Annotated in this window: 22 protein-coding genes; 5 read left to right on the top strand and 17 right to left on the bottom strand. The window is 40.2% G+C overall.

All coding sequences use genetic code 11. The annotated features are described in order from the left end of the window. Positions 1-150 precede the first annotated feature (150 nt). The gene (locus R2R35_RS14875; RefSeq protein WP_317730608.1) at positions 151-1416 is read left to right on the top strand and encodes a DNA polymerase Y family protein; all 1266 of its coding nucleotides are present in this window, start codon (positions 151-153) and stop codon (positions 1414-1416) included. Then, the gene (locus R2R35_RS14870; protein ID WP_317730607.1) at positions 1413-1664 is read left to right on the top strand and encodes a hypothetical protein; all 252 of its coding nucleotides are present in this window, start codon (positions 1413-1415) and stop codon (positions 1662-1664) included. Before R2R35_RS14875 ends, R2R35_RS14870 begins: the two co-directional genes overlap by 4 nt. 106 nt (positions 1665-1770) lie before the next feature. Here R2R35_RS14870 and abc-f read toward each other — a convergent pair whose 3' ends face one another. The 4 genes from abc-f to hypB all read right to left on the bottom strand — a co-directional run bounded on the left by abc-f (position 1771) and on the right by hypB (position 7875). Beyond that, positions 1771-3312 carry a ribosomal protection-like ABC-F family protein gene (abc-f, locus tag R2R35_RS14865; protein WP_317730606.1) on the bottom strand — a complete coding sequence of 514 codons (1542 nt, stop codon included), beginning with the start codon at positions 3310-3312 and terminating at the stop codon, positions 1771-1773. A gap of 476 nt (positions 3313-3788) precedes the next feature. Further along, positions 3789-4130 carry a hydrogenase maturation nickel metallochaperone HypA/HybF gene (locus R2R35_RS14860; protein ID WP_317730605.1) on the bottom strand — a complete coding sequence of 114 codons (342 nt, stop codon included), beginning with the start codon at positions 4128-4130 and terminating at the stop codon, positions 3789-3791. 29 nt (positions 4131-4159) lie between these two features. Next, positions 4160-6937 carry an FAD-dependent oxidoreductase gene (locus R2R35_RS14855; protein WP_331670141.1) on the bottom strand — a complete coding sequence of 926 codons (2778 nt, stop codon included), beginning with the start codon at positions 6935-6937 and terminating at the stop codon, positions 4160-4162. A 254-nt stretch (positions 6938-7191) separates the two neighbouring features. After that, positions 7192-7875 carry a hydrogenase nickel incorporation protein HypB gene (gene hypB, locus R2R35_RS14850; RefSeq protein WP_317730604.1) on the bottom strand — a complete coding sequence of 228 codons (684 nt, stop codon included), beginning with the start codon at positions 7873-7875 and terminating at the stop codon, positions 7192-7194. 222 nt (positions 7876-8097) lie between these two features. Here hypB and R2R35_RS14845 point away from each other — a divergent pair, with 222 nt between their 5' ends. Further along, complete coding sequence (locus tag R2R35_RS14845; protein WP_317730603.1) at positions 8098-8805, top strand: FadR/GntR family transcriptional regulator; 708 nt, start codon at positions 8098-8100, stop codon at positions 8803-8805. A gap of 157 nt (positions 8806-8962) precedes the next feature. Here the strand turns inward: R2R35_RS14845 and R2R35_RS14840 are convergent, their stop codons facing one another. The 9 genes from R2R35_RS14840 to R2R35_RS14800 form a co-directional block, all read right to left on the bottom strand. Beyond that, positions 8963-9505 (bottom strand): DUF1062 domain-containing protein, encoded by a 543-nt coding sequence (locus R2R35_RS14840; protein ID WP_317730602.1) that lies wholly within the window; start codon positions 9503-9505, stop codon positions 8963-8965. 250 nt (positions 9506-9755) lie between these two features. Then, a complete protein-coding gene (locus tag R2R35_RS14835) occupies positions 9756-10022 on the bottom strand; it encodes a CD3324 family protein (protein ID WP_317730601.1) in 267 nt (88 codons plus the stop codon). Positions 10023-10368: 346 nt separating this feature from the next. Continuing rightward, on the bottom strand, positions 10369-11595 hold the full coding sequence (locus R2R35_RS14830) for a UDPGP type 1 family protein (protein ID WP_317730599.1): 1227 nt from the start codon (positions 11593-11595) through the stop codon (positions 10369-10371). Between the two features lie 171 nt (positions 11596-11766). After that, positions 11767-12432, bottom strand: coding sequence for a YkgJ family cysteine cluster protein (locus R2R35_RS14825; RefSeq protein ID WP_317730598.1), 666 nt, complete (start codon positions 12430-12432; stop codon positions 11767-11769). Between the two features lie 114 nt (positions 12433-12546). Further along, on the bottom strand, positions 12547-13272 hold the full coding sequence (locus R2R35_RS14820) for an HAD family hydrolase (protein WP_317730597.1): 726 nt from the start codon (positions 13270-13272) through the stop codon (positions 12547-12549). A gap of 48 nt (positions 13273-13320) precedes the next feature. After that, positions 13321-13776: an NUDIX hydrolase gene (locus R2R35_RS14815; protein WP_317730596.1), complete on the bottom strand. Its 456-nt coding sequence runs from the start codon at positions 13774-13776 to the stop codon at positions 13321-13323. Positions 13777-13812: 36 nt separating this feature from the next. Further along, complete coding sequence (locus R2R35_RS14810) at positions 13813-15108, bottom strand: MFS transporter (RefSeq protein ID WP_317730595.1); 1296 nt, start codon at positions 15106-15108, stop codon at positions 13813-13815. 206 nt (positions 15109-15314) lie between these two features. Next, positions 15315-16373 carry an acyltransferase family protein gene (locus tag R2R35_RS14805; protein WP_317730594.1) on the bottom strand — a complete coding sequence of 353 codons (1059 nt, stop codon included), beginning with the start codon at positions 16371-16373 and terminating at the stop codon, positions 15315-15317. A gap of 289 nt (positions 16374-16662) precedes the next feature. Further along, complete coding sequence (locus R2R35_RS14800; RefSeq protein WP_317730593.1) at positions 16663-17163, bottom strand: flavin reductase; 501 nt, start codon at positions 17161-17163, stop codon at positions 16663-16665. Between the two features lie 176 nt (positions 17164-17339). Between R2R35_RS14800 and R2R35_RS14795 the strand changes: the two genes are divergently transcribed. Next, positions 17340-17687: a winged helix-turn-helix transcriptional regulator gene (locus R2R35_RS14795; protein ID WP_317730591.1), complete on the top strand. Its 348-nt coding sequence runs from the start codon at positions 17340-17342 to the stop codon at positions 17685-17687. 19 nt (positions 17688-17706) lie between these two features. Here R2R35_RS14795 and R2R35_RS14790 read toward each other — a convergent pair whose 3' ends face one another. Further along, the gene (locus R2R35_RS14790; protein ID WP_317730590.1) at positions 17707-18189 is read right to left on the bottom strand and encodes a DUF2798 domain-containing protein; all 483 of its coding nucleotides are present in this window, start codon (positions 18187-18189) and stop codon (positions 17707-17709) included. Between the two features lie 308 nt (positions 18190-18497). Continuing rightward, complete coding sequence (locus tag R2R35_RS14785; RefSeq protein WP_317730589.1) at positions 18498-19226, bottom strand: sulfite exporter TauE/SafE family protein; 729 nt, start codon at positions 19224-19226, stop codon at positions 18498-18500. 300 nt (positions 19227-19526) lie between these two features. Between R2R35_RS14785 and R2R35_RS14780 the strand changes: the two genes are divergently transcribed. Next, positions 19527-20522: an AraC family transcriptional regulator gene (locus tag R2R35_RS14780; RefSeq protein WP_317730588.1), complete on the top strand. Its 996-nt coding sequence runs from the start codon at positions 19527-19529 to the stop codon at positions 20520-20522. Positions 20523-20884: 362 nt separating this feature from the next. Here R2R35_RS14780 and R2R35_RS14775 read toward each other — a convergent pair whose 3' ends face one another. Further along, positions 20885-21295, bottom strand: a complete 411-nt coding sequence (locus R2R35_RS14775) for a hypothetical protein (RefSeq protein WP_317730587.1) — start codon at positions 21293-21295, stop codon at positions 20885-20887. Positions 21296-21444: 149 nt separating this feature from the next. Continuing rightward, complete coding sequence (locus tag R2R35_RS14770) at positions 21445-22320, bottom strand: GNAT family N-acetyltransferase (protein ID WP_317730586.1); 876 nt, start codon at positions 22318-22320, stop codon at positions 21445-21447. Between the last annotated feature and the right edge of the window lie 373 nt (positions 22321-22693).

The raw sequence follows: 22693 nt of genomic DNA, 5'->3' as shown, positions 1-22693 counted from the left end.
TCTCCTTTTTATTATTTACGGCGCCGTTAATATGAGTATACTAGAATAAAGCGATACTACAACCCCTTTTTTCAAAAATAAAATTTACATTATTCCCCTCTTTACACCAGAACAAATGTTTGTTATAATCTTTTTCAAGGAGGCGAACATATGTTTGATTCGATAATTTTTCATGTGGATGTTAATTCCGCTTTTTTAAGCTGGGAAGCGGTACACCGATTAAAGCACTTAAGCGGTACACTGGATTTAAGAGAGATTCCTTCTGCTGTAGGAGGAGATGTTAAGAATCGTGGCGGCATCATTCTTGCCAAGTCCATTCCTGCCAAAAAGTATGGAGTTAAGACAGGCGAGACTCTTCAGGAAGCTTTAAGGAAATGCCCTGATCTGAAAGTGGTCCCGCCTCATTACAACCTCTATGAAGAATGTTCCGCTGCTTTTTTTGATATTCTCAGAAGCTTTGCTCCTTCCGTAGAGGCCTTTTCGGTTGATGAAGCCTACTGTGATATGACCGGAACCGCCGGTCTTTACGGATCTCCAGCCACAGTGGCAGCTCTGATAAAAGATACCATCCACAAGGAGCTTGGGTTTACGGTTAACGTGGGTGTATCCAGCAATAAGCTTCTTGCCAAAATGGCGGGTGATTTTAAGAAGCCTAATCTGGTCCACACACTCTTCCCCTCAGAAATTCCTGCTAAAATGTGGCCTTTGCCCGTTTCGGAGCTGTTCTTTGTAGGCAGAGCTACCGCTGCCAAATTGTTTTCCTTAGGTATTAAGACCATCGGGGAGCTCGCTGCCACGGATATATCCATTCTGCGTTCCCATCTTAAGAAGCATGGAGAGATTCTCTATCTTTTTGCCAATGGTATGGACCCTTCACGGGTAATCGATACGCCTCCTGCCAATAAGGGTTATGGTAATTCTACTACCATCCCCTATGATATAACTGATCCTTCAGCAGCCAGGCTGATTCTCCTTTCTCTTAGCGAGACCGTGGGCACCAGGCTGCGCAAAGACTCTGTCAAGATTCAGGTAGTCGCTGTATCTATTACCTACTATGACTTTACCTATGCTTCTCATCAGGTGACACTCTTTTCCGCCTCCAATGAGACCGGCGAGATTTTTACTGCTGCCAACAAGCTTTTTACAGAGTTATGGAACGGACTTCCGGTAAGAAAGCTTGGCATCCACACCAGTCATGCAAGACCCGATGACGGTATCGATCAACTGACTTTCTATAACCTGTATACGCTGGAGAAACACAAAAGGCTGGAACAGGCGGTAGACGGAATCAGGGATAAATACGGCAGTGATGCTGTCATGCGGGCAGTCTTTTTAAATAATCCTGTCTGTCATATGTCCGGGGGCGTATCAAGAGAGAAATTAACCGTTAATTATGAGGAAGTGAATGTAGAATGAATATACCTGTTGATGTCATTGCCGTATTTGATCCTGTTGGCAAGATTACGCCAGCCTATGTACGCCTGGAGGATGAGAGACACTCCCTGGTAACTTACAAAATTGAAGATATCTCTCTTTCAAACGAAGAACGATATGCCGGATTATATCATCTGGTTTTTGTCTGTCATATACAAAACGGTGACTTAAAGCAACAGCTGAAACTGTCCTTTAGCGTACAGAACCACCGCTGGCTGCTTTTGTCATAAGCGCTGCATTTTAGTTTATTCTAAACAATAAGGATACAAGGAAGCTGACAGCATCAGCTTTCCCTGTATCCCCTATAGCAACCCTCAGGTTATATTGTTAATATATTTATCTGCCTAAAGTAATCACCTTGGTGGATACTTTTTCCCCGAACCACTCATCATGTTCTACGAATACCAATGTAGGTTCAATTGCAAGAATAGCTTTCTCCAGCTGTTCTCTAAAATAAATATCCATGTAATTGAGAGGTTCATCAAAGAGAATAAGGTGATTTCCCAGTGACAGCGCCCTTGCAACTTCAATTTTCTTTAACTCTCCTCTGCTAAAGGTCTCCAGGGGCCGTTCAAACAGAGATTCCGGAAGTTCAAATAGCCGGCATAAATCTGTAAAGAGCGCCACTCGCATCTCATCTTCCCCTGTTTCCTCCGCTAAATGAGTCTTTAGATATCCTTCTTTCCACAAAGGTTCCTGGAGAGATTCCGTAATCTGCAGATCCTCTGTTCGCTGGATTCCTCTGGTTTTTATTTCACCGGAAATTATCTTAAGCAGAGTGGATTTTCCGGTACCGTTCTCTCCCTGGACCCAGATTCTTTCTCCTGACTTGATGATAAAAGATAAACCAAAGAATAGCTCTCTGTTATCATAAGAGAACATGATATCTTTTCCTTTTACCAGCCAGGCGGCTTCTGTTTCCAGCTGTTCAAAATTCAGATCCGCCACGGTCTCGAAGTTCTGTAACAGAGATTTCTTTTCTTCTATCTTCTCCTTTATCTGCTCCTCAGAGCGCTTTGCCTGCCCCATATAGGACTTGGCGCCATTGGTTCTGGAATGGGTGGCAAAGGCATACTTTTGGGTATTGGCTACCCCAGCCCATAAGCGGTTCTCTTTTGCACGTCTTTCCAGTTGGCGTACTTCTCTGGCTAACCGTTCTCCGGTACGCGCCTCATATTCATCCTTAAGATCCTTGTTCTGTTTCCAAGTCGTAAAATTCCCCTTTTCCACAAGGATATCCGCTTTGTTAATAGCCATTACATGGTCTATTACTGAGTCCAGAAATTCTCTATCATGGGAAACTACCAGAAAGCCTTTTTTCTGCCTTAAATACTCTGCCACCTCTCGCTTACCTTTCATATCCAGATGATTCGTAGGCTCATCCAGCAATAGAAAAGTGTCTTTTCGAAGAAATAATGCTATCAGCAGAAGCTTTGTCCGTTCTCCATAAGAAAGCAAGGAAAATTCCCTGTCTAAAAGTTCCTCGGACAGCTTCATCCGGTACATCTCCTTGCGTATACGGCTATCCATTTCAAAACCGTCCTGATCCAGATATTGCTGCAAGGCCTCCATGTCCGTAAGATTATCTTCCAGTGTCCTAAGGTTCCCAATATATTCTTTTATCACGTCTATTGCCAGGGTATAACTTACTTCCCTTTCATAGGGAAAAATCTCCGTTTTTGATTCCAGTAAAATTTTCCCTTTGTCTGGCTTCAACTCTCCATGGAGCAGCTTTAAGAGGGTGGTTTTTCCTCTTCCGTTTCTTCCGATCAGCCCTAACTTCCAGTCTGTATCCAGATTTACTGTCACACTGTTAAAAACCGGTTCGTAAAAGGTCTTATAACTAAAACTCATATCATTTATAATAATTTGTGCCATATTTTTTCTTCCTTTCCTGACGAAGCTCCTCTGTCAGGACAGACACCGTGATTGGGGCGGGTCTATTCTGACTCTTTCATTATACGTAAACGTATTATCCACATGACCGCAATCCCTCCTTTGAATATTTCGCTATTTCAACTTATCGCTCTATCTTTCTGCATTCCTCATTTACAGGCATAAAAAAACCTACCTTAAAACAGATTACCGCAGACAGATAGATTCCGCATCAGTAACCCCGGTAAAACGCACTCAAATAATACCCTGTATCCAGGGTCAGTCTATTATAAGACTAGCGCAATTTACCGTTGTTTAAAAGTAGGTTAATAATCATTATTCTTGTTTCAACCTCTGCTTTCAGAAGTATTTTGTGTTTTGGTTCCAGGGAACCGAAGTAACAGATTTTCCACAACAATTTTACAATAACACAATTTTCCTCTTAGGGCAACTTATTTTTACATCTTTATGGTAATTCCTTACACACATCGGATTTCTTTGATCATAAATTCTCTGCCGCTTAGAATTTCCGGGTTCTTGCTGCCGCATAAAGGGCAGGCTCCTTTTGTTTTGGTGATGTGGTACACCTTCTTACATTCTCTGCACAGGCCGTTGGCAGGCAAAACCTCAATAATCAATTCCGTATCCGCCAGAATGGTTCCCTCTATAGCTGCCGGGTATACTGCTTCAATGTATTTTGGCACCATGGAGGACATTTCACCAATCTGTAGTACCAGCGAATCTATACGGCTTACATCGTTAGCCTGAGCAAATCTCTCTACAGTATTTACTACTTCGATTACAACTCCCAGTTCATGCACAAGTACCACCTGCCTTTACCTGCATAAGACTATACATTGTTAAACTTTCTTCTGATATTCTTTACCGCTATCTTACCCTTGCGTTTTAGTACCTGCTTGATTACTACCGGCTTTAGCTTCTCAAAGGCCACACCTTCTCCGTCATATTTTCTTTCCAGGGAAATGGCATCGAATTTGCATTTTGTTGTACATTGTCCGCAGCCTACACATAGAAATTCATCTACGACGGTAGCTCCGCAGCCAAGGCAGCGCTCTGTCTCTTTTCTGATCTGCTCTTCTGTAAGAACTCCTCTGTTATCGGAAAAGAGCCCCACAGTATTAGCCACAGTACTTCCGCCTGCTTTTTCAGCTACTTTTACAGCTGTCTTATGCTCCGGCCTCTGTCTGGGTATTGTATCATAACCCTCCAGTATAAGACTTTCTTTGTTCAGCTCATGATAATCCCTTCTGTCACGACCGATTACCAGGCTCTGTCCGGGCTGAACATAGCGGTGAATGGAAATAGCAGCTTCTTTGCCAAGTGCAATGGCATCGATGGCAAAGCGTGGCCCTGTCAGGGCGTCTCCTCCTGCAAATACATCTGCTTCATCCGTCTGAAGGGTGAAGGAATCTGCTTTCACTGTATTATTGGGATTTAACTTTATCTGACTGTCTTCCAATAAACCACCCCATAGAATGGACTGACCTACTGATACCATTACTCTGTCTGCCTCTACCAACAGGGTATTCTCTTCCTCGAATACCGGACGGAAATTTCTGTTGTCGTCAAAAACCGATAGGCATTTCTTGAATTCCACTCCCACAACTTTTCCGTTCTCTGTCACAATACGTTTCGGTCCCCAGGAATTCATGATAGCGATGTCTTCCTCCAAGGCTTCTTCAATTTCTTCCTCCAGTGCAGGCATTTCCCTTCTGCTCTCCAGACAATACATGGTAACCTCACTGGCACCGGAGCGGGCGGCAGTTCTTGCCACATCAATTGCAACATTTCCGCCTCCGATTACCACCGTCTTCCCTTCAATCCCTGAGGGTTTTCCAAGATTAACAGTATGCAGAAAGTCAACACCTGTGATAACACCCTCTGCCTCTTCACCTTCTATGGACAGTTTTCTTCCAGCCTGAGCTCCGATTGCAAGATAGAAAGCTTCATATCCCTGTTTACGCAGTTCTGCCAGAGAGATATCCTTGCCAACTTCCACGCCGGTCCTAAATTCCACCTTGAGTTCTTTTAAAACCTCGATTTCGCCGTTGATTACCTCTTTCTCCAGTCGGTAGGAGGGGATTCCAAGGGTCAGCATACCACCAAGAACCTGCTCTTTCTCGAAAACGGTAACCTGATATCCGTCCACTGCCAGAAAATAAGCGCAGGAAAGGCCGGAGGGTCCGCCCCCGATTACCGCTATCTTTCTGCCGTAATCATGCTTCTTCTTAGGAATAAAACGATAGTCTTTGTTCAGATCCTTTTCTGCCACGAATTTCTTGATTTCATCGATAGCTACCGGTTCATCCATATCACCTCTGGTACAGGCAGACTCACACTTTCTGGGACAGATTCGTCCGCATACTGCCGGGAAAGGATTCTCTTCTTTGATAAGTTCCAGGGCTTCCGTGTATTTTCCCTGGGCTGCCAGTTTAATATACCCCTGTACGGCTATATGAGCAGGACAAGCGGTCTTACAGGGACTGGTTCCTGTATCCACTACATTCTTACGGTTGGTTCTGTAATCCTTGTTCCATTTGTCTTCTCCCCAAAGGGTATCCCTTGGTGTATCTTTTCTTATGAGGGTGTCAACTACTGGAGTCTTGGAACAAAGCTTCTGCCCTAATTGCAGGGCATTTACCGGGCAATGCTTTACACATTCACCGCAGGCTACGCATTTATCCTTATCTACCTTGGAGATATAATTGGAACGCACCATATCCGCATTGATAAACATACTGGCAGTACGCAAAGCCAGGCAGGAACAGCCGCAGCAATTACAGATAGCATGGGTCTTACCGGAGCCGTCCAGATTGGGAATCTGATGCATCAGACCATTTTCCTCTGCTCTTTTTATGATTTCAAAAGCTTCCTCTCTGGTAATCTCTCTGCCTCTTCCGGTTCGGATATAATACTCTGCCGCATGACCCATCTGAATACACATATCTTCTTTTAGATGTCCGCAGCCTTCTCCCATAACCTCTCTTGCTGTACGGCAGGAGCAATCAGATACGGAAAATATCTTATTCTCATTAAGATACCCAGTAACCTCCTCATAAGAGGCTCTTCTGGTCTCTCCATCAATTGCTGTCTGAATAGGGATTACTCTCATAAGGCCCACACCTACCGGGAAACTTCCGGCTGTTCTCGGTCCTCTTACCCTTCCATAGGCTTCAAAGGCTTCTGCTATCTGAGGATATTTAGCGACATTCTTCTTATTATTTACCATCATTTCCATAATGCCGGGAACCCAGGTATCATACCAGAAATAGTCCTCTCCCTTTATTTCATTTACGAAACAGACACCTGCATCGGCAAGTTCCAGGAGCAGTTCCTTTGTTTTTTCCTCGGTTTTATTGCATAATACAGATAGTTCCTTTGCAGTTACTTTTTTTCTTATTTCCATACAAAGGGCAGCTTCTGCCATCTCCTCTGTTACAACTGGTTCCAATATCAGATATTCCGGGTCTGTTGCTTTGATTTCGTTTTTGGAGCCTCTTTTTTTACGGCTGATATGATTTGCCAGGTCTAATACCTTCTCATTTACCATCGTTCTGACCATTTTATGTATACCCTTTCTTTTGTGAATCATATTTGATAATCTCATCCCCTTATTATCCCCTTATGATTCGTATAACCCTCTCCTTTCCCGTTTATTTCCCCTGGTCATTTCTTTTGTGTTTTTCTTCGTTTAGCTAATATACTTTGTTTTTCTTCGCTTAGCTCTTTATCTTTATCCTTCTATATCGTTTCAGGGCTATGTATGCAGAAGCTTATTTTTTCTCCTGCTGCCTATGCTAATAACCATTTCACTTACTTACTGCTATTCCACTGACTTACCGTTATTCCACTGATTTACCGCTATTCCACTGATTTACCGCTATTCCACTGATTTACTTCTTTTCGCAGCCATTCTGTCCATTCCGTAATACCCTCTCCTGTTCTGGCAGAAATAGGGATAATTGTAATCTCAGGATTTATCTTTCTTACACGTTCCTTACAGGCTTCCAGATCGAAATTAAAATGCTCCAGCATGTCTATTTTATTAATCAGCAGTACCTGACATATGGAAAACATCAGCGGATATTTGAGAGGTTTATCATCTCCTTCCGGAACGCTTAATATCATAGCATTCTTAGAAGCACCTGTATCAAATTCCGCAGGGCAAACCAGATTTCCCACATTTTCCAGAATAGCAAGATCTATCTCCTCTATTCCTAAACCTTCCAGTCCCTGCCTTGTCATAGAAGCATCCAAATGACACATGCCACCGGTATGCAGCTGAATAACTTTGGTTCCTGTCTCCGATATTCTTCTGGCATCCACATCTGAGTCAATATCAGCTTCCATTATTCCAATCTTCATTTCATCCTTTAGTGCCTCTATGGTTCTTGTCAGAGTCGTAGTCTTACCAGAACCCGGTGAGGACATAAGGTTTAATAAGAACTTACCTTTTTCCTTTAATTCTTTTCTTAGCTTCACTGCCTGCCTGTCATTATCTGCAAAAACACTTTCTTTGATTTCGAGAATTCTGAAATTCTCCATATGATTCCTCCCTCCGCCATTCCCTGTGGTCATACCAGAGCATCTCAGCGTCTATACTTTGTTATAACTTTAACATTATCTTGTAAATAAGTCAACTTTTATTGTATTTATTCAATATATTTATATATTATTTCTATTGATTTTTATCATTTTATACAATATAATTACTTTAAAAAGCGCTCTGGTATCTGGTCATACCAATAGCACAGGAGGTTATTTGTTATGGAATTCACAAAATTATGTTCTCCCTCCTTAAAGGAACTCTTTATTACACAGTTAGAGCATATGATTTTATCGGGTAAATTAAAGATAGGAGAAAAGCTGCCACCAGAGCGTCAGCTTGCAGAAGCCATGCAGGTAAGCCGGGCAGTAGTGAATGGTGGAATTACAGAACTTGAGAAGAAGGGATTTCTGATTATCAGGCCCAGGGTAGGAACCTTTGTCGCTGATTACCGTCAGAATGGTACTCTGGATACACTGATTTCCATTATGAACTACAATGGAGGGCGCTTTCGTGATGAGGAGATTCGCTCCATCTTAGAGGTTCGTGCTGCGCTTGGAGTACTTGCCGTTCAGCTTTGCAGAACACATTTTACCGAGAAAGATGCTGTGTTGCTTCAAAACAGGCTTAATGAAATACATAATGCCACTTCTCATGAAACGGCAGCCCTGGCAGCCTTTGGTTTTCATCACGACCTTGCACTGGTATCCGGTAATACTTTGCTGCCGTTGATCTTTCAGTCTTTTAAAGTACCAGTATTAACTTTATGGGAACGGTTTTGTACCCTTTACGGAATAGAGGCTCTCTACCGTAACACCTTTTCTTTATGGACACAGTTAGAGCAGGGAAACTGGGAGGATGCAATTGCCTTTATTAATCATTCCCTTGACAATACCATAAATGGAAGCAGGCCCATTTATTATGATTAAACCCGTGTAAACTGTAAACAGGTTTGTTATAGTTAAGCGAAGCGCCACCTTTTTATCGAAGTACTGCTATATCAAAACAACCCCAAAAGAGAAAGCTCCTTTATGAACTTTCCTCTTTCGGGGTTTTATTTGTTATACCTGCTGCCGGCATTACCGATTATCTGCTATCTGCTCTAACCGTGATGTGCAGAATGGTTTCTTCACCCAAATAGCTTTGACTATTGGTCTCTTCCTTCTTTAACAGCTCTTTGGCAGCACTCCTGCTGATTTCTAATAGCTCTGCCACCACTCTGTCCGTTCTGAGCTTAAGACCATAGGGATTTTGAATTACTACTACTCCCTCCGCTTCTTCCTTAAGCTTTTTTAAACGATAGGTTATATTAGAAATATCGATATGTGCTCTGTTAGCCTCAAAAATCCCTTTATTCATTCCATACTTTAACGCATATTCCTTATCATTCTCTAAAAAAGCTTTGTATTCTTCTCCTGCTAAAAATGATGGCTTCATCCTCTCATAAATGGTAAGGTTATAAGTATGCCTGCATTTTTCACATTGATAGATTAACCAGACGTCTATCCGGTTTCCATTGGCATTTACTCTGAAATTATTGGTACTGATAAAACGCGACCCGCAGCCGCATTTGGGACAGTTTCTAAGAATATGGTAAGCTTCCTTCGGCAGTATCATATAATAGCTCATTTGCATCTCCTTCTAAGCTGATTTGCAAAGGCTATTTAAGATAAAATATTATTTAATTTTTATTAAATTGATTATTAAACTTACATAGCCTTTGGTAAACGAATAAGCCATGTTTTATGATGCGGTGATAGCATACAACACCCCTCCTTTTTTGTTCACAGCATATCATTTGTGGAAGGTTTATGCCACCTCATAGTTTTTTATAAAAAAACAAGTGCAGCAACAAAAAATCTGTAGCTGCACCTGTTTCTTATTTCATTTTACCTATGATACGTTGTATACTCTTAATGGACAAAAAATACTTGTCGGCAATTTCTGTCCCTTTCATTCCGTTTTTATAGTCAAGATAGATGTTATGATTTCGTTCATTCAATTCTTCTCTGATACTGGTATTCTCTCCCCAGTCCCGTCGGTTATTTTCTTTTCTGGGAATATAGATACATTCTCCATCCACGTAATTCTGAATCAATTCAATAATTTCATTCGGCAGAATCTGTTCTGCTTTCCTATAGCCCATTGCGCCCTCCTAATAATATTAATCTTAGGATTAGCAGCAGCTATAACATATTTATTCTCTAAAAATGCAATAGCTGATGCTACGCATTCATAACATGCCTTCGTCTCATATAATAGCCTCCTTTTTATTCATGTCCTCTGCAGAGTCTGCAGAAGCAGTCTAACATCTTGTATGATACAAACAGAATATATATTTAATACTACTGTAATATTACCCCATTGAAAGTCAGTAAGCAACTGTTTTCAGTTAATTTGGAGCCATATATGTTGATTTATTCTTTATATTATGTTTTATACTATTCGCCTTGTCGTATATGTGATTAGTTATTTCTTTATGGATAACCTCGTTACAGTTTAATATGGTTTCTCTTAAGAAGTTCTCTGGCAGTTTCAGGGGAATCAACCCCAGAAGCATTCTTTACCGGAGCAAATTCCTCTTCTCGGATTACTTCAAAAGGAAGACACTCCTCAAATAAAGGTATCATATCCAATGCCAGCTCTTCAAATTTATATCCATTGGGTTTATCCGGCTGAATATATTCCCCTTCCTGATTCAGATAAGGTATTTTCTTCTCTGCCACATGTATCGGTAGATCTTTGCTTAAAATTTCCTTCAGCTTATCCAGTTTGAACAGATAATTTAAGGTAACACCAAGCGAATAGCTTAACTCACCAGAGGGCGTTCTCTCCTGCCGCATAACTTCCGTCATTTCATAATATTCCACAATAGATGGCTTACCATCTTCCGTACACAATACACCTATTCGTTCACCAGGTTCTGCCTTTCTGACCACCTTAGCTCCGCTTGTTTTCCCGGAGCATATAGTCGCTCCTAAGAACAGAGGGTCTGTGATCTTTTGCAGCACATTATCAACTGCAAATATATTCAGCCATTCAATCCCCCTGGCTTCAAGATCCTTCAGCAATCCGGCTTTTACCATGGAGGAAAACCATCCTCCGTTACCACTGGGAGACAGCGACAGCCTGTCCGGTGCTTCCATTAGGAGTTTTCCATCATAGTCGACGGAAGGATTCATCTCCTGGACAAAAAATTTAATATAAGCCTCATTATAACCAAAATATTGATGTTCCTTTAAGAAATTGGTCGTTTCCTCATGCGTCTTATCACTGGTCATAATGTATAACGGTATCCAGGCAGCTGCCTTATGAACCACTTCAAGAAGGTTTCCAAATAACAACTCATAGATATAAATTTCCCTGGTCACGCCAATATTAAAATTCCCTTTCGGTCCGCTGCAGCCAAGCCTGGTACCCTGCCCTCCAGCCAGAAGGACCGCTCCTACTTTATTCTGCCGAATAGCCTTTAGTCCTGCTTTTTCAAAAGCTTCCCGGTTCGCTTCAATCTGCTCTCTGTTCAAACCGGCAAGGGGGCTAAACTCCCCTCGCTTCTGACTGACATTTCCACTTTCAGAAAGTTTTAAGAGCCTCCAGTCCAGCTTCTCCAGCTGTGCTGCAAGATTTGCCTGTTTTTCCTCTGTAAGCCTGTCATAGTACCACAATAGATGTTCCTGGTTATGTTCCTGTAATAATTCCACCAGTTCTTTTCGTTCCATGTCCTACTACTCCTTTATGACCTGTATGCAATAAACTCTATAATAATTATTTCATTTACTCCAATCCCGTTCTATTTATCCCAAGGGCACATTATATCTCAATACAAGTCTGCCATATTTTCTATAACTGTTAAATAACCGGAGGGCTCTTATAGCTCTACTGTATTGATATTATATTCCAAGGAGTTCCTTTGCCTTTGAAAGCCTTGCTTCAAATTGCTGATAAAAATCTATATCCTTCTCATATTTCATAAGATAAAAGAGATTCAGTATAAGCATGTTGATTTCTTTGATTCTCTTCTCATCTGCTGCCTTCTTTACTGCTGTTTCTGCAGTATTAATAAAATAATGCCAGCTTATAAGAAATTTCTCATTTCTCTCTAAATCCTCTGTGGCTATCCATTTGCTTATCTTCACCTGAGTCTTGCTGCTGTTTCTGCACTCTCCGGTCTGAAGAAAATACTGAAAGCTGTTGTTCTCATAAACCCTTCCAAGGGGAAATATTCTGCATATTCCGGATCTGAAGTTATGGATACTGCACTTTCCTCTCTCATCCAGGAACGAACATTGCTCTTTGGCGCCTATCATTTTAAGATTGGGAAGTATGATTCCATCCACCACATTCAGTTCAAGCTTACCTGCCAGTAATTGTTCAAAGGACAGATTAAGGCCGGTTGTCAGCCTATAGGTATCATAAGGATCCAGAATAATGGAATTCCCCATGCCGTGACAGCAGGAAGCCCTTCCATGACATCCGTTGCAGCTGGCTTCCACCAAATCGTTGGCACTGTATAATTTACCGTCTGATATTTCATCTAGACTACATTGTCTCTTCATATATTCCTCACCTTCAGCCACCCATGGCAGCAATACTTCGAATAGCTTAGGTTGCAGCATTATTATCCTGTTGAAAACAGTACAGGTCAATTCCTAACGCCGCAACCTCTTCTATTATAACATATGTATTAATTCTTCCCAATCATCAATTTTAAGATAAGGTATACCTGGAGCTACTTCCATATCCTCGAATATACAGGCCGTATACCAGACAGGTTTCATCCCCGCTTTATAAGCTCCTTCTATGTCACATATGGGATTATCTCCGCAAAACCATATCTGCTCCGCTGAAAGTTTTGCCTTCGCAAGAGCCATTTCAAAGATCCTCCCGTGAGGTTTACGAAATATATAGTCGCTGGAGGCCAGAATAAATTCGAAATGATTATCCGGAAGGAGTTCATTGATCCTGTTTGTAAGGGTATCCGTACTGAAAGTAATATTGCTTATGACTCCGGTACGTATTCCTATCTGTTGCAAATGCAGCAGCAGCTTCTCAATATTCTCTGTAGGCCTTCCCGTTGCTGCATTATCCCAGAAAATACGTTCCATTACCTCTGGGCTTTCTGCAAATTCCACCCCAAAATATTCATACAGATAACGGTGAAATACATGATTGCTTACTTCCAGAAGATTTCTGCTTCTGCTATCCCCAAGGAGCGTACTTGCAATTTCTTCGATTAATGTATCTGCCAGTTCCTGTATTTGAAGAGCAGTAACACCATTGGGATTACTCTTTACATGCTTTAACATCGCCTGAGTCCCCCTTACCGGGTTAAACTTCTCTTCTCTTGCTAATGTCTGTCCGTAGTCAAATAATATCATTTCCGGCTTCTGATACATTCTAAGCCTCCTGCTAATTATTAATTTTAAAGAACATTTATTATTTTATTAGAAAAATCCAGCTTGTTTCGCATATTCCAATAATATTGGCTGAATAAGTGGATATGTCCAATTAGTTGGCATTTCCTCGGTAATTAAGATGGATTCAATTTCATTATGGAGCTCACCCTCAAATTCCTCAATATCAGCAAAATAGAGCATGCCAAAGCTTTCATCCGCCTCTGCTTTGCTGTCTGTGTCATCGGCTTTCATCTCCTCATTTCTTACAACAGAATAAACGCAGACAGGGGTAATGTCAAATAAAAGAGCTCCTGTCTCTTCATACAACTCTCTCATAGCTGTATGAAGGATACTCTCTCCAGGTTCTCTTCGCCCTCCTGGAATTTCATAGGTAATGCGTTCCTTATGTTTGCAAAATACCCATTTCCCTTTTGTCTTCGTCAGGATAACTGCAAACTTTAATTTCTCGTCCGCTATTTCATCATAAAATTTCACTTCTATCATCTAGGCCATTCTCCCTCCCAAAAACTACTGTGTAGGCTATTTTTCTTTATTTTTCATACTTTGAACTTCTTTACTGTGATATCCTATCAGAGTTGATACTGTACCCAATATACCTGTTATCAGAAACATTACTGCCATTCCGCTGCCTTTACCCTTTCCTACCAGACTGCCAAGAAAAGCTGCAAGCAAATTTCCAGAACTCATAAATGGTTCAAACACAAAGTCTGCCAGTACTCCTCCAAGCAATATGCCCAAAGGTATCGTCGAGTATTGAATGGCATTACGTACTGCGAATATCCTGCCAAGCATCTCCTTTGGTATTTTTTCATACATAAGGATACGCTGTCCAGCACTAATAAAGGGGATTGGTATACTGGCAGCCAACCCAGCAATTACCCATAAATAAACATTTCTCCCAAGTCCCATCAAAAGGTCCCCTAACAGGAAACTAAAAGCTGCCGAATAATAGATCATTTTCAGATTACTTTTAAATGTTTTACCGGCAGATACCAGAATCCCGCCTATTAAACCGCCTATACCAAGTACAGCGCTTACTATGCCAAAAGCAATATCACCACCTCCGCTTCTGGCAAGAAGCATAGGTGACAGTACATTCTCATAAGTCAGTCTGGAAAAGAAATTCATGAAAGCAATGCTTATCATAATAAACAAAAGCCCCTTATTCTCCATTAGATATAAATACCCACTCTTAAGGCTAGAAAAATAAGCTTCTTTCTGCTCCTTTGTCTTATCCCCTGCTTCCTTTATGGAAACTTTAAAGATTAAGACAGCAACAGCAAAAAGAAAACTGATTAAGTCTATAAAGATAACACCTTCCAGTCCCAGAACAGATAATACAAAAGCTGCCAGCATAGGCGCTGTTACCGCCACCAGATTTCCGGAAAAGGAATCCATTCCGCTTACCTGTTTGTATTTATCTTTTGGCACCATGTTATTCACTGCTACAGAGACTGCTGGTGACTGCAATGAATTCATACACCCAATTATTATATTAACACCATATATGTGTCCTAAGTTAAGCTTTCCCTGCAACAAAAATAGCAGAACAGCAAGTGAGCTCAACGCTGCTGCCAAATCAGAAAGCACTATAATTGTCTTCTTTTTATACCTGTCTATGAGCGGTCCTGTAACAGAACTGGCAATAATATAAGGTGCAAAGGAACAAAAAGACATCAATGATACTGTTAGTACTGAGCCCGTCTGCTTATAAGCCCATACAATCAGTGCATATCCTGTCATTGCACTCCCTAACTGTGATACGGATTGACTTAACCAAAATACAATATAATTACGAAAACTTTTATTATCCATTGGAATCTCCTTATAAAATATATTAATAGTATTTTATAAGTACAAGCCCCAATGGGGACGAATCTTAGTTTACTGCTGGCTTAAACAACAATTCTATTCAACCAATACTCTGTACAGGCTTCGTCCCATCAGACCTTGTACAGAGATATGTGCTCATATCAATCACCAATCGGCACAGCATAATCTGCTACCTCTTTTCTTCCTGCTTATTTCTTTATTCCAAATAGAAATCTGGTGACCCTTATCCGTCTACATAACTCATACAGTGCTATCGTTAACCCAAAGGAGGCCAGACATATAATAACATATTGGGTTAATAACCCGTCTATACGATTAATCGTAAAATAACCTATTATTACAATAATGGATTGGTGGAATATATACAGCGGAAAAGCTGCCGGTGTAAAGTAGGAAGTAAACTTATTATTAAACTCCAGATAACGCCTTCCAATACCCAAGACGGCCAGTATTCCCACCCAGGCAAGAAGCCTCTGTTCAAGCTCCCACCACAGCCCTTCTCCTAATCCCTTTTGGTACATGATGCAGCGCCAGAGTATAAGAGCTACCCAGAATACCGCCAGTAAAACACTATACTTCTTAAGTCTTTCCTGAACCTCTTCCATACTAAGAACAAAGTATCCCAATAAAAAATAAGCGGCAAATTCACTGATACTCTTACCCCCAATATTCAAAACAGGTGTTACCAGCGCAATCAGTATGAACATAGGAATAAGCTTTATTAAGGTGAACTTCTCCCCCTTAAGCTTCTTATCCCTTTTTGAGTACCATACCATAAGAGATAGAAAACAATAGGAATATAGATAGAGATAGAGGGTAAACCAAAGCTGCCCTGTTGTAAAATGCCCATCGTATCCGCTCCAATCAGTCAAACGAAAGAAAAACCTAAGGTGCTCAAAATAATTTCCGCTGTACCCGTTAAAGGTTCGATTTGCTATGTAGGTTTGCACCGGTACCAGTAAAAGTATCGCCGCTATCGTTGGGATTAAAAGCTTATGTATTCTTTCATTAAGATATTCTTTGGCTGTTCTTTTGTTCAGTGCATATACCGCAGACATTCCTGCCATGGCAAATAAGAGTGCCATCCACCAGGGGTATACCGCTATAAGAAATAAACTGGCAGCCTCTGATCCCCTGCTGTGTATATACCAGCTTTCACCATAGTTATTAAATATCATCGCTGTATGATACGGAAACAACAGCAGAATACACAGGATACGAATATTATCAATATAATACTTTCTCATACCTAACTCCTTCGGCCAAAAATAGGAACAGTTGGACTCTTTTTCAACCCTTTTATTTAGCATACAAAACAATATAGTTAGTTGTATTATATCAATATGTTTTTGTTAAAGATACCCTTTTTTACTATCAATACTAAAATTTTTTCTTAAGATAATTTATAAGATATTCCTTCTTCGACATTCTTTTCGAATTATTTTTCAATATTTTTCACTACAACAAATAGAAAGGACCTCTGTCAGCTAAGACAGGGGTCCGGATGCACTCCTTTAATATTCCAGCACAATGATGTTATTCACTTACCAGGAACTTCTCTATCTCTGCAATATACAGAGTATGATAATCTTTCCCTGGGTAGTATTTCTCCGCAAGTCCGTTTTCAACAAAAGAGTCCGGAGTAAATTCCTGACGAAACAGCTTTTTGCAGATAATTGCCAGGTTTGCTTCCTTAAAGTAGGGTGTCTCTCCCTCGTACACCACTGTAAAATTGGATTTTGATATTTTATCTTCATCTCTTCCGGAAACGCTTCCTAAGTAAGCCAGTTGTTTTTTATACTCTTTATCATAAAACGTAAGAGAAAGGGTATCTGCACTATCAATAAATTCTTTCGTATAACGGCTGGGCCTTATTACGATAAAAGCAACGTTTTTATCCCACATTATACCCAAACCACCCCAGGCGGCTGTCATGGTATTCATCTTATCCCCTTTTTTGGCGGTTACTAACATCCATTCCCTTCCGATCAATTGAAACGGATTCTTGTTAAATTCTTCTGCTCCTAATTCTTTCATTCTTCACTCCTGTCTTCGCACTCTTGCACGTATACGATTCTGACTTTTATTTTTACGTTACCATCTTTCTGCCTACAGAAACCTATTTGCATTGTATGTTAAAATAGTATAATATATTTCGATATAAAGTAAAAGTATGCACTTTTTAAATAATACTCCCCGAAAGGAAGCAAGACATGCCCAAAAAAGTTGAAGTATGCTCCAGGCCCATTGAATATACCCTGTCCATCATAGGCGGGAAATGGAAAATTATTATAATGTTCTGGTTATGGAAAAGTGAAGTGTTAAGATACGGCGAGCTCATGAGCTCCATTAAGGGAATTACCCACAAGATGCTCAGCACTCAGCTGAAGGAACTGGAAAAGGACGATATCATCATACGGACAGAGTACCAGCAGATTCCTCCTAAAGTGGAATATACCTTAACTGAAAAAGGCCTGTCACTTATGCCTGTCCTGTCAGAAATGTGCAATTGGGGGAAGGAAAACTTAAAGGAGAATGTTTGCCAGAATATCCTCCCTTAATCCCCCTGAATACCAATGTTTAATCCAGTACCTTCCCTACAGGAAATGCTTTTCTAAAAAGTCTTCTGATTATAGGACCTGCCAGTAATAACTGAAGGGGAAGTGCCATTATAAGATTCTTTGGGATATTGAACATCCAGATAACCGGAAGCTGCTTCCATGCCCCCGATTGAAAACAAGCTTCAAAAGCCCCATATAAAGACATGATAATAACCATAGGTATTACCATACAACAGGACACTGTTATGGCCTTTTGTATATTGCTGCTTTCTGCTTTGAGCAGATAACGGAAGGCAAATCCTTTGGCAGCCCCCGAAACGATAAATACGTCACAGCATAAGGCGACTATAAAGGCAATAGGAAACCCCGTCCAGGCTTCTTTTACACTTGTCAGGGACAACCCCTTCATGTGAAGGGAAACATTATAGATGCTCATCCAAAGCACCATAAAAAAACACATCATTACTGTAAAAATCATACTTTCTCTCTTGTTCTGCGGCATATCGCTACCTCTCTTAATATGTTTTTAAACTGATTTGAACGCAAAAAAAACAGCAGGTATCCTTCCTAACTTTCGCTACGAATGACACTTGCTGTTATCATATCTTCACTACCATTTGCATCTTTAATACAATATCTCTAAATCAGTTATATTAATCATATCACATAAACGGGAAATCTGTCAAATCTTTTGAGATTTACAATAAAAATTACAGCCACAGTATTACACATGAATCATAGCTGCAGTATTACACATGAATCATAGCTGTAGTATTACACATGAATCTCAGCTTCTGGAGTACAATTGAATCACAGCCAGCTTATATTCTTTAGCACTAACCAGACACCTGATATTATCAGAGAAAGGATAACCACCTTTTTCACTTTCCTTTCATCCAGGATACGGGCCAGGTAATTGCCAATTCCCAGTCCGATCAGCATAAAGGGCAGCAGAAAAACAGACGTTTTCATTATGCCGGGGGTTATAATTCCTGCTGCCAGATACAATAGAATTCTAAAGGTATTCTCCACCAAAAACACCATACAGAGATTTCCTCGAAAAGATTGGTTATTATCTGCTGTCCGTCCAACATATGCGGCCAGTAAGGCGCCGATACCGAACAATCCACACAGAAGTCCCGAAACAGCACCTATTATCCACAAAACAAATGGTGAAGACTTCTTCTTTACCTGCCGGCTCTCACGAAAAAACATCTCCACACCAATGGCTGCTACCGCAATGCCAAAAAAAATCTTAATGATTCTATTGTCTGCATTTTTTAACAATAACGCCCCAGGTATACTTCCTGCGATTACAAGGACGGAAAGCGGTATCCAGATTTTCCATTGAAGAGACTTCTTTTCCTTCCAGGCTATAATTGCATTTGCAGGATATCCTACAATCAATTCAATCGGCGTAATATTTAAATTACTTGTTCTAAAGCTAAGTATGGTACTGAATACCAAGGTATTGGCAAAGGCACAAAGTCCTTTAACAACATACGCACATAATACCGCTATAATCATCCAATAATCCATTTTATCTTTCTCCTTCCCTTTGGACGTGTCTGAAAACTGCTATTCCCTGGCTCCTATAATGGTACAGTGTTTTTCATATATGCTCCGTCTTCAGTTCTCCGTCTTAATTAACAGTTTATCAGCTTATCAGAGAAAAACCTTTAATATTCTGCGATATATAGGGAAAATATTGCGGTTTTCATTGATAAACGAACTAGCATACGCTACAATCATTATATATTCAGGTAATAAATTGAGAATTACAGATTATATCAATTACATTTTCTATATGATGAACTGAATTGAAACGAGGTACCTTCTATGAAGATTGACACAACGGATAACCTGCAAAATATAACTACAAATAAAATTCAAATAATAACAGACCCGACACAGAAAGAATTAAAGGAACACGGCAGCTATCAGTTTCCTGTGCTGGTAAGCGAAGAAACACTTTCTAAGTATACCTCTGGTTCTTTCCTATGGCATTGGCATAAAGAAATAGAATTTACACTGGTTCTTTCAGGAAATATGTTTTATCAGATTAATGAAGATATCTTTTATCTCACCGAGGGGGAGGCACTTTTTGGGAATTCCAATACCCTGCACACAGGGCGTATGGATAAGAATAAAGATTGTAATTATCTCTCCGTTACCTTCAATCCGAAAATTATTTATGGCTATGAAGGGAGTCTTATTCAGCACAAATATGTTAATCCCCTTCAACAGGATACAAGCTTTTCTTCTTTCCATTTCGACTTGTCAGAAAACTGGCATACTGAGATTATAAGCTATTTAATGCAGCTTTCTGTCATAACGAAACAGGAGAGCTATTACAGAGAGCTGGATACACAGTTGCTGCTGCTGAAGCTTTGGCGTACCTTTGCAAGCAACAGACCACACCAGGTAAAAGAAACGAAAAAATTTGAGGAACAGAATATCAAAAGAATAAAACAGATCTTAACCTATCTAGAGAATCATTTTACTTTAAAGATTGAGTTAGAGGATGTTGCCAGACATATTAATTTATGCAAAAGCGAATGCTGCCGTTTATTTAAAAGATATATGGGGATTCCACTTTTCGAATATCTAATTGAATACCGTATAGAAAAAAGCTTGTTCTATGTTACAGGTTCTGATATCTCCATAACAGAAATAGCTCTTAATGTAGGTTTTACAGACCCCAATTACTACTCAAAGGTCTTTCGCAAGCTAAAAGGCTGCTCTCCAACGAAGTACAGGCAGGAATATCAATTCCTCCATATGGGATTTTCTCCTTGTGAAACCAAATATCACTTGCCTTCTGCCCCAAATTAAAATCAACATAAAAAGTACCGTTCCAAAAGCATAGTAGATATACTGAAAGAGGAATTTCACCAGACTCAATTTCCGAAATTCAACTACCGGCTTGACCCCTCCCCAATCACTATTTTGACAAATAGCAGAAGTACAGTATATAGGACCACAAGAAGCCATTGCCATTACTTCATTTTTTTCCTGGTGTCTGCTTTCAGAACATCAAAGCCAACTTGACTATTTTATAATAAGGCAAGCCAATCCAATGCAGTACACTTTGACTCCCAAACCACCAAAGGCATAAAGCGCCAGCTATATACTTAATCGAATTACGCAACATTAAATCCGTGTGCTACAGGAATTCCCTGCAGCTTCCGACCTTACTAATCTATGGAAAAAAGAGTCTGATCCCCCAGCAGTTCAAAGGTGTAAAACCCTAAGCTTTGGGATACTTCTTTAAAATACAGTGTGTCATGATGTACTTTATCAGAACCGGGATATTTTATATTCACCAAAAGACAGTAAGATTCCTCCGAGGTGCCAAACCTTAACAGCTCAGTGCTTAACTGACACTCTTCCGTAATTTCATATTTGGGGTTATTCATGATTAATACCACTTCACAAAAGGCACAGATAAACTCTCCCAGAAATGTATTTTCTGCCGTATCTGCCGGGAATTGTACCGAAAATACCCCCTCCTCTTCTGCAAAGAGTTCCCTTACCTCCGCCTTTAGTTCCCTGTAAATTTTACTGGGAATAATTAAGGTACATACAATTTTTTTCGCTTCATCCATCCGCTGCCCTCCTATACTCTTCTTACAATCACGCCTTTCAGTTTGTATAATAGTATAAACAACTAAAATCCAAACTACAATGAATGAAATGATAGGAGGTATCAGGTAAATCAGCTGTTTCTTTGGTAGTTATATACAAACATAAGTACTTACTGTTCTTTCTTCCAGCAGGTCCAGTTAATCATCGGCTTATAGCCTATCTTCGCATAGAAAGGATTACTGCCTCCGGTCATATGAGTAGCTCCCAAAGGTTTCATTCTACGATATAGTTCAGAAAGAGCTGCTGCTGCCAAACCCATCTTTCGGTATTCAGGTATGGTGCAAAGAGGTTCCATATATGCCAGATTATTTTCCGGAACCCACCACATGCCCGCCCAACAGACATATTCTCCGGCTTCATTTTCAATTGCAACGGCATACTGCTTGGTGGCATGAGGCGCCTGCAATAAATGATATCCCGCTTCTGCATCTCCATTCCAGGGACCTTCCTCCGCTTCATGATCAAAGCCTTTCCAGCAGCATTCCATAGATTTGGCAACATCGAATTTTCCCTGTTCTACAAAACGAAACCCTTCTGGAAGCTTGTAATCCAGTGGTTTATCGTATTCATAAATCATATCCATATTTTCACCGACCTGTTGATAGCCTTGCTTTCTGGCTGCTTCTATAATAGCCTTCTGCCCTTTAAATAACCTTAGCTGAAATTCAGAGTCTATATGCGGCATATATTCATCTGCATATTGAACCATCTCCTCTGCAAGCTCTTCATATCCAGGTTTGAGGTTAAAGAATATATCTGTTACCGGATTTTCAGTAAAACAAAAGGCAACGATCTCCCCCTGATCCTCCCATATCCGGTTTCTGTGCGTATAGGACTTATCCATCCAGGAGGAGGATAAAGCATACTCAAAAAACGGTGCTGGAACCCCGTTTCTCCAGTCCTTTTCATAAATATTCGTCATGAACTGATAGATTTCCATATGATCTGCAAGTATTCGGAATTGTCTTGTTGTTATATTTTTCATTTCCTTCTCCATCCCTTAACATATCGTTTTTTCGTTTCGTTGTATTTTACAGGGCGAATAAAGCGCTCTGACTGCCATATTCCTCTAAAGGTATCTATCCTGCAAGTAAATTATATATATAACAAACTACAATATCTAGGGAGACTTTTCTACTGAGTTAAATATGCCCCTTACAACGATTTCAAGTGCTATTCTTATTCTCGTTAAGCTTATTAAGTCTTTTTTTTGTCGTTAATTTAATCATATAATTTTTATGTTATATTAGTTTTTTATTCTATATTTAATTTAAACATCCGAAAATAGACATAGAATATGCATAAAAATCGTAGAATAGACAGAAAACATTTACATTTAATGTAATTATTGCTAAAAT

The sequence above is a fragment of the Anaerocolumna sp. AGMB13020 genome (assembly GCF_033100115.1).
Lineage (GTDB): Bacteria > Bacillota > Clostridia > Lachnospirales > Lachnospiraceae > Anaerocolumna.
This window is presented reverse-complemented; position numbering and strand designations above follow the sequence as displayed.

Excerpts from the sequence above, each read along its gene's own strand:
- R2R35_RS14875 (WP_317730608.1), top strand. The coding sequence starts at position 151 with ATGTTTGATTCGATAATTTTTCATGTGGATGTTAATTCCGCTTTTTTA.
- R2R35_RS14870 (WP_317730607.1), top strand. The coding sequence starts at position 1,413 with ATGAATATACCTGTTGATGTCATTGCCGTATTTGATCCTGTTGGCAAG.
- abc-f (WP_317730606.1), bottom strand. The coding sequence starts at position 3,312 with ATGGCACAAATTATTATAAATGATATGAGTTTTAGTTATAAGACCTTT.
- R2R35_RS14855 (WP_331670141.1), bottom strand. The coding sequence starts at position 6,937 with ATGAGATTATCAAATATGATTCACAAAAGAAAGGGTATACATAAAATG.
- hypB (WP_317730604.1), bottom strand. The coding sequence starts at position 7,875 with ATGGAGAATTTCAGAATTCTCGAAATCAAAGAAAGTGTTTTTGCAGAT.
- R2R35_RS14845 (WP_317730603.1), top strand. The coding sequence starts at position 8,098 with ATGGAATTCACAAAATTATGTTCTCCCTCCTTAAAGGAACTCTTTATT.
- R2R35_RS14840 (WP_317730602.1), bottom strand. The coding sequence starts at position 9,505 with ATGAGCTATTATATGATACTGCCGAAGGAAGCTTACCATATTCTTAGA.
- R2R35_RS14835 (WP_317730601.1), bottom strand. The coding sequence starts at position 10,022 with ATGGGCTATAGGAAAGCAGAACAGATTCTGCCGAATGAAATTATTGAA.
- R2R35_RS14830 (WP_317730599.1), bottom strand. The coding sequence starts at position 11,595 with ATGGAACGAAAAGAACTGGTGGAATTATTACAGGAACATAACCAGGAA.
- R2R35_RS14825 (WP_317730598.1), bottom strand. The coding sequence starts at position 12,432 with ATGAAGAGACAATGTAGTCTAGATGAAATATCAGACGGTAAATTATAC.
- R2R35_RS14820 (WP_317730597.1), bottom strand. The coding sequence starts at position 13,272 with ATGTATCAGAAGCCGGAAATGATATTATTTGACTACGGACAGACATTA.
- R2R35_RS14815 (WP_317730596.1), bottom strand. The coding sequence starts at position 13,776 with ATGATAGAAGTGAAATTTTATGATGAAATAGCGGACGAGAAATTAAAG.
- R2R35_RS14810 (WP_317730595.1), bottom strand. The coding sequence starts at position 15,108 with ATGGATAATAAAAGTTTTCGTAATTATATTGTATTTTGGTTAAGTCAA.
- R2R35_RS14805 (WP_317730594.1), bottom strand. The coding sequence starts at position 16,373 with ATGAGAAAGTATTATATTGATAATATTCGTATCCTGTGTATTCTGCTG.
- R2R35_RS14800 (WP_317730593.1), bottom strand. The coding sequence starts at position 17,163 with ATGAAAGAATTAGGAGCAGAAGAATTTAACAAGAATCCGTTTCAATTG.
- R2R35_RS14795 (WP_317730591.1), top strand. The coding sequence starts at position 17,340 with ATGCCCAAAAAAGTTGAAGTATGCTCCAGGCCCATTGAATATACCCTG.
- R2R35_RS14790 (WP_317730590.1), bottom strand. The coding sequence starts at position 18,189 with ATGCCGCAGAACAAGAGAGAAAGTATGATTTTTACAGTAATGATGTGT.
- R2R35_RS14785 (WP_317730589.1), bottom strand. The coding sequence starts at position 19,226 with ATGGATTATTGGATGATTATAGCGGTATTATGTGCGTATGTTGTTAAA.
- R2R35_RS14780 (WP_317730588.1), top strand. The coding sequence starts at position 19,527 with ATGAAGATTGACACAACGGATAACCTGCAAAATATAACTACAAATAAA.
- R2R35_RS14775 (WP_317730587.1), bottom strand. The coding sequence starts at position 21,295 with ATGGATGAAGCGAAAAAAATTGTATGTACCTTAATTATTCCCAGTAAA.
- R2R35_RS14770 (WP_317730586.1), bottom strand. The coding sequence starts at position 22,320 with ATGAAAAATATAACAACAAGACAATTCCGAATACTTGCAGATCATATG.